Consider the following 6,322-nt stretch of genomic DNA (forward strand, 5'->3'; position numbering starts at 1 on the left):
GGATGCGAATAAAAAATTAAATAGATTGACAACAATGCGTTACGAAATTTTATATGTGAAATATAAAAACAATAATTTATTTCTGGAGGAATAATGGAAACAAAAGAATTATTTACAAAAGTTAAACAAGATGTTGGAAATATTCTTTCCAAAGCTGCCCATAAAACTGAAATTGTGGCAAGGCTTTCAAAATTGAAGTTAGATATAGCAAGTTATCATGGAAAAATAAAAGCCACCTATAAAAAAATGGGCGAATATATTTACACAAACAAAGACCAATTTGGTGATGATGAATTTTTGGCAGATCTGATCGAAAAAATAGGTGAATTTGAAAAAGTTATTGAAAAAACCGAAGCATCAATAGCAGAGATAAAAAAAGCAGAAAAAGAAGCTCATCAATCCCCAAAAAAAACTAAAGATAATCCTAAAAAAGAGGAAGAAACCGGAGCAGAATAAACTGTTGAAAAAAAATTAGCACACAATTTTGAAAAGATTATTAGGCATTGATTTTGGAGAAAGAAGGATTGGCATTGCTCTTTCTGACGAAAGCATGGTATTTTCTTCCCCTTACATAACGATAGATGTAAAAAAAACTCCTGATTATTTTAAAAAAATTCATAAAATAATCGGTGATAAACAAGTTACAAAAATCGTAATTGGTAATCCCCTTAATGTGGAAGGACAGGATACACATAAGTCAAAAACCATCAAACAATTTGCAGATAAATTAGCAAACCTAATTGAAGTTCCAATAGTTTTTTGGGATGAAACTCACACTACCCTGAAAGCAAAAGAAATTCTGAAATTGAATAAAAAGTCTTTGAAGAAACACAAAAAAGAATTGGATAAAATTGCTGCTTCTTTGATGCTTGAGGATTATATGCAGCATAGTTCTTAATGAAAAAAACTTTTTTATTTATCCTGATTGCAGTTTTCCTGTTTTTCTCTATTTTTAGTATTGTAAACATTTTCCAGCAGAAACAAATTTTAAATCAAAATGTTTCTATTCCAAGAGGAGCATCTCTTCAGAATATTGCAAAAATTTTGGCAGAAAGTAAAGTAATTGATTCCCCAACACTTTTTTTGATAATCAGCAAATTGTTCTACCATCGGAAATCCATTTCTTATGGTCAGTTTGATTTTACGGGGAAATATAATTTGCCGGAAGTTATTGCCAAACTATCTAAAGCCGATATTGTTGCATATACAATTACAATTCCGGAAGGATTTACTGTTCGAAACATTGCCGAGGTTCTGACTAAAAAAAATATGATTGATTTCAATAAATTTATTTCGCTTACACAGGACACTCTATTTATCAAACAGCTGGGACTGAAGTTAAATAATTTGGAAGGTTTTCTGTTTCCGGATACTTATTATATTCCCTATTACGCCAAAGAAAAAGATATTATCAAGATGATGTTAGATAATTTTTTTGGGCAATGGGATAAAATTCAAAACTCAAATTTGAATTCAGATTCTTTGTATTCTGTTTTAATTCTTGCTTCGATAATTCAGAGCGAGTCCTGTTTTGAAGATGAAATGCCGATAATTGCCGGCGTTTATAGAAACCGTTTACAAACGAATATGCTTCTTCAGGCTGATCCGACTGTGGCGTATGCTTTGGCATTACATAATCAGAAACGAACCAAAATATATTTCGATGATTTGAAAATTCGATCTCCATATAACACTTATCTTAATAGGGGTTTACCCCCAACTCCGATTTGCAATCCGGGTACGGCAGCAATTGAAAGTGCATTGAAGCCGGAAAATACTGATTACATTTTTTTCTTTGCGGGTGAGGATTCGCATCATATATTTTCTCGAACTTACAACGAGCACCTTCAAAAAATGGGGCGACTATAACGGAAATATGTGTCAACACAAAGCGCATAAAAACCCTAGAAAAAAGAATATATTCAAGCCATTTGGGTGGCAAATTTATTTCAAAAAAATTATCTTAATATTCATTGACAAATAAAGGAAAGGTTACAAAATTAAATATTATGAAAGCAAAGGCAACACACGTTAGTAAGCTACAATTCAATTTGGTTTCAGACTCAAATCATGCAATTGTAGTTGATGCAAGCACAAAATTAAGTTACGATCATGGATCACGTCCCAAGGAACTTCTGCTTATGAGTCTTATCAGCTGTACAGGTATGGATGTGGTTTCTCTCCTAAATAAAATGCGGGTCGAATTCGACAAATTTTCCGTTTCCGCAGAAGCTGAAAATGCAGAGATGCATCCAAAAGTTTTTAAATATGTTAATATTAAATATTTTATTTCGGGCAAATCCATTGATAAAAAGAAGCTTGAAAAGGCGATCAACCTTTCTCAAGATAGATATTGCCCAGTTACTGCAATGATGAAAAAAGCCTGTAAAATAAACCATTCTTATGAAATAAGTGAAGGGATATAAAACAGTGATGAACGCAAATTTGAATAAATTATTCCCGATGAAACATGGGAAAGTGCGGGACATTTATGAAATTGGAGACAAACTACTGCTTGTAACATCCGATAGGATTTCCGCTTTTGATTTTGTTCTTCCTAATCTAATTCCCGATAAAGGGAAATTGCTCAATCAAATCTCAAAATTTTGGTTCGGGAAAACAAAAGCAATTGTGGATAATCATTTTATCACTGATAAAGTAGAAGAATTCCCAGAAATACTTCATGAATTTAAAAATGAACTTGAACAACGCTCTATGCTTGTAAAAAAAGCAGACAAAATTCACTTTGAATGCATCGTGCGGGGATATATCACCGGATCGGGTTGGATTGATTATCAAAAAAATGGTACAATATGCGAGATAAAGTTGCCGGAACATTTACAGGAATCAGAGAGATTGCCAAAACCTATTTTTACCCCTTCCACAAAAGCAGAGGTTGGACATGACGAAAATATCGGATTTCAAGTGATGAAGAATGAACTCGGGACTGAGCTGGCAGAAAAGATAAAAAAAATCAGTCTGGAACTTTACACTTTCGCTCACGATTTTATGAGCAAAAAAGGGATTATTCTCGCCGACACAAAATTTGAATTCGGATTAATCAACGGTGAATTAATTTTAATAGACGAAGCTCTTACTCCTGATTCTTCTAGATTTTGGCAAACATCAGAATATAAAATCGGGCATTCTCAAAAAAGTTTTGACAAGCAATTTATCCGTGAATATTTACTCAGCAAAGGGATTAAAAAAATAAAAAATATAGATGAAAATCTCAACATTTTAAATTTACCGGATGAAATAATTCGCAAAACAGTAGATAAATATTTTTCTGCATTCAAAATCATTACAGGTGAAAATAAATTATGATTCGAACAATTTTAATTGTGGACGATGATAAAGATTTTTTGGAATATCTCGTTTACGCCTTAAAACAAATTAATCTCAACATCCTCAGTGTGGACAATGGTTTTGATGCTCTCCAAAAACTTCGCGAAGAAAAAATTGATGCTGTGCTGACCGACATCGCCATGCCGGATATGGATGGTTATGAACTTTACACACAGATCAGAAACTTCAATGATGATATTCCCATAATAATGATGACCGGATTTGGATATGATCCCAACCATGTTCTGGTCAAAGCAAGACAGGATGGATTGCATAATATCCTTTTTAAGCCTTTTGAAATCGAAGATTTACAAGAAATATTGAACAATATTTAACAAATCGTTCAATGAAATATGCTAACCGAAATCAATAAATTGTTGGGAGGATAAGTGAAAGCTAATCTTACACGCAATAAAGTCTCACCAAAAAGTCACAAAAAAATCATTGCATTCATTCATGCAAAAAAATTGGAAAGCCATGATGTTGAAAGTTTGGAACATTATCTCGAAAATCGTAAAGACCTCCATTATCTTTACCTAATTGCTACAGAAAGTATCTCGAAAAAAATTATTGCTGTTTGCAATCGCTATAATCACATCAAACTGATTCATAGCACAGATCCGAAGGCACAGATCGTTGATATTAAAAATCAATATGGAGTTGACGTAAAATTTGAAGAAAGAGATTTCGAGGAATTAAAAAAGAGAAGTTTGTAGAACTTCAAATAAATTAAAAAAAAAGAGCAATAAATAATTTTTCATTTATTGCTCTTTTTTTTTAAATTTTCTAAAATCGCATTAGCCAAATTCTTACTAATTTTAGGTAAAGAGGACAGTTCTTCCACAGTGGAACTTTTGATTTTTTGCACTGAAGTAAAATGTTTTAACAATTCAAATTTCCGTTTCTCCCCTATTCCGGGAATATTATCCAGCTCGGAAGCAGTAGTTTTTCTATCTCGTAACTTTTTGTGGTAAGTAATTGCAAAGCGATGTGCTTCATCACGCAATCGTTGTAAAAGTTTTAGTGCTTGTGATGTTTTGGGAATTATTATCGGTTCTTTTTTCCCGGACTCAAACACTTCTTCCAATCTTTTGGCAAGAGAAAAAAGATAAATATCATACGGATATTTATTTAACGCTTTTTTTGCGTTTGAAAGTTGCCCTTTCCCCCCATCAATCAGGATTAGATCCGGCTTTTCAAAACTGTCATCTTCGAGATGGGAGAGATAACGAGTTACAACCTCTTCCATCATCAAAAAATCGTTTATTCCCTCCACTGTTTTGATTTTAAACCTTCGATACTGGCTTTTCTTGGGTTTGCCATTATAAAAAAAAACCATTGATGCGACTGATTCCAGACCATAAAGATTGGAAACATCAAAGGCTGCTATCTTGCGTGGTAGTTTAGTGAGATGAAGTTTATCTTTTAGTTCTTGTACCGAAAAAACAGTTCTGTGAGTAGCTTTTAGATGAGCAAGTTTTTTCTCTTCCATATAGAGAAAGGCATTTTTTCGAGCCATTGCAACCAATTTTTGTTTGTCACCTATTTTAGGAACGAAAAGTTTTACCTTTAGCCATTCTTCCAGCAGTTCATTGTCCTCCGCAATAGTTTGAAGCAATATTTTTGGAGCCTTATTTTCCTGTGTATTATAATAATGAACGAGAAATCTATTTAAGATCGCAGAAAAATTTTCATCCTCTGTGTTTTCGAGAAAATAATGCTCTTTTCTGATTAATTTTCCTTCACGGATTTTAAAAAGTACCGCACAGCAGATATCTTCTTCTCTCGCAATTCCGATAACATCAAGGTCTTCATAGTTGTATTTATTCACTATTTGCCTGCTCGAAAGTTTCTTTATTCGCATTATTTGATCGCGGTATTTTGCTGCTTCCTCAAATTTCTGCGCTGAAGATGCTTTTTGCATTTCCTCTTCCAACTCTTTAGTAACAATGCTAATTTTACCTTTTAAAAAGAGAATTACTTGATTGATTTTTTTCCGATATTCTTCATAACTAATATTCCCGATGCAGGGAGCATCACATTTATTTATCTGAAAATTCAGGCAGGCTCTGTTTGTGTCGGATTCCTTTTCAGGATTTCTCGGGATTTTTTTATTGCAAGTTCGCAGTTTGAATATTTTTTCCAATAGTTTAATTGAATATCGAATCGTGGCAGCTTCTGTAAAAGGTCCAAAATATTTTGCTCCATCTTTATAAATTTTTCTCGTTATGGTTATGCGAGGGAAGTTTTGATTTAGCGGAACCTTGATATAGGGATATTTTTTGTCATCCTTTAGGGCAATGTTGAATCGAGGGCGATACTTTTTGATTAGATTGTCCTCAAGAGCGAGTGCTTCGAACTCATTTTTCGTAACGATATAATCAAATTCGCAAATCTTGGAAACGAGAACTTCGGTTTTTGGATAATCAAATTTTAGCTTGGAAAAATAAGAGCTGACCCGTTTTTTCAGATCTTTTGCTTTCCCCACATATATTATTTTTCTCCCCGAATTTTTCATTAAATACACTCCGGGGCTATGGGGAACAAGTTTTAATTTTTCCTTGATTTTTTCTTTGAATTTGCTAAACATAAATTTTGATTTTTAGTTTATTAAAAATATTGCCACTAATTAGAGTCCATCGGTAAAGTAGTATTTTTCGACCTCACCCCGACCCTCTCCTATCGAGGAGAGGGAGACAAAAGTTCCCCTTCTCTTTGAAGAGAAGGGGTTAGGGGATGAGTTGTAAAAAGGATGAAGAATATATTTTACTTGATATGCTACTTTACGGACAGACACTAATTATTGTCCATCCGTAAACTCGCATTTTTGCAATAATTCTCCGAATGTGATTCGACGCAGAAAAACACTGATTCGGCAGATAAACGCTGATACTACTCTTTTTGTAATTACATTTTTTATCTGCGTAAATCATTTTTTTTCAGCGCTTATCTGCGTCCAATCTATACTTTACGG

The 6,322-nt window shown here is 33.4% G+C and carries 9 protein-coding genes; 7 read left to right on the forward strand and 2 right to left on the reverse strand.

Annotated elements, in window-relative coordinates:
- Positions 1-93: 93 nt before the first annotated feature.
- The 7 genes from U9P79_01420 to U9P79_01450 all read left to right on the forward strand — a co-directional run bounded on the left by U9P79_01420 (position 94) and on the right by U9P79_01450 (position 4,064).
- Entirely contained in the window at positions 94-456 is a 363-nt protein-coding gene (locus U9P79_01420; protein ID MEA2103288.1) for a hypothetical protein, read from the forward strand.
- Positions 457-484: 28 nt separating this feature from the next.
- Positions 485-898 (forward strand): Holliday junction resolvase RuvX, encoded by a 414-nt coding sequence (ruvX, locus tag U9P79_01425; protein ID MEA2103289.1) that lies wholly within the window; start codon positions 485-487, stop codon positions 896-898.
- Positions 898-1,869: an endolytic transglycosylase MltG gene (gene mltG / locus U9P79_01430; GenBank protein MEA2103290.1), complete on the forward strand. Its 972-nt coding sequence runs from the start codon at positions 898-900 to the stop codon at positions 1,867-1,869. The genes ruvX and mltG overlap by 1 nt, the downstream gene beginning before the upstream one ends.
- Before the next feature lie 104 nt (positions 1,870-1,973).
- Positions 1,974-2,426 (forward strand): OsmC family protein, encoded by a 453-nt coding sequence (locus U9P79_01435; protein MEA2103291.1) that lies wholly within the window; start codon positions 1,974-1,976, stop codon positions 2,424-2,426.
- 7 nt (positions 2,427-2,433) lie between these two features.
- Positions 2,434-3,327, forward strand: coding sequence for a phosphoribosylaminoimidazolesuccinocarboxamide synthase (locus U9P79_01440; protein MEA2103292.1), 894 nt, complete (start codon positions 2,434-2,436; stop codon positions 3,325-3,327).
- Positions 3,324-3,683, forward strand: coding sequence for a response regulator (locus U9P79_01445; protein ID MEA2103293.1), 360 nt, complete (start codon positions 3,324-3,326; stop codon positions 3,681-3,683). Before U9P79_01440 ends, U9P79_01445 begins: the two co-directional genes overlap by 4 nt.
- Before the next feature lie 54 nt (positions 3,684-3,737).
- The gene (locus U9P79_01450) at positions 3,738-4,064 is read left to right on the forward strand and encodes a hypothetical protein (GenBank protein ID MEA2103294.1); all 327 of its coding nucleotides are present in this window, start codon (positions 3,738-3,740) and stop codon (positions 4,062-4,064) included.
- Positions 4,065-4,105: 41 nt separating this feature from the next.
- On the opposite strand, the gene uvrC is transcribed toward U9P79_01450, so the two are convergent.
- Positions 4,106-5,938, reverse strand: coding sequence for an excinuclease ABC subunit UvrC (gene uvrC / locus U9P79_01455; GenBank protein MEA2103295.1), 1,833 nt, complete (start codon positions 5,936-5,938; stop codon positions 4,106-4,108).
- A 193-nt stretch (positions 5,939-6,131) separates the two neighbouring features.
- Positions 6,132-6,281, reverse strand: coding sequence for a hypothetical protein (locus U9P79_01460; GenBank protein ID MEA2103296.1), 150 nt, complete (start codon positions 6,279-6,281; stop codon positions 6,132-6,134).
- Positions 6,282-6,322 lie beyond the last annotated feature (41 nt).

The sequence above is a fragment of the Candidatus Cloacimonadota bacterium genome, assembly GCA_034661015.1.
In the GTDB taxonomy this organism is placed as follows: Bacteria; Cloacimonadota; Cloacimonadia; order JGIOTU-2; family JGIOTU-2; genus JAYEKN01.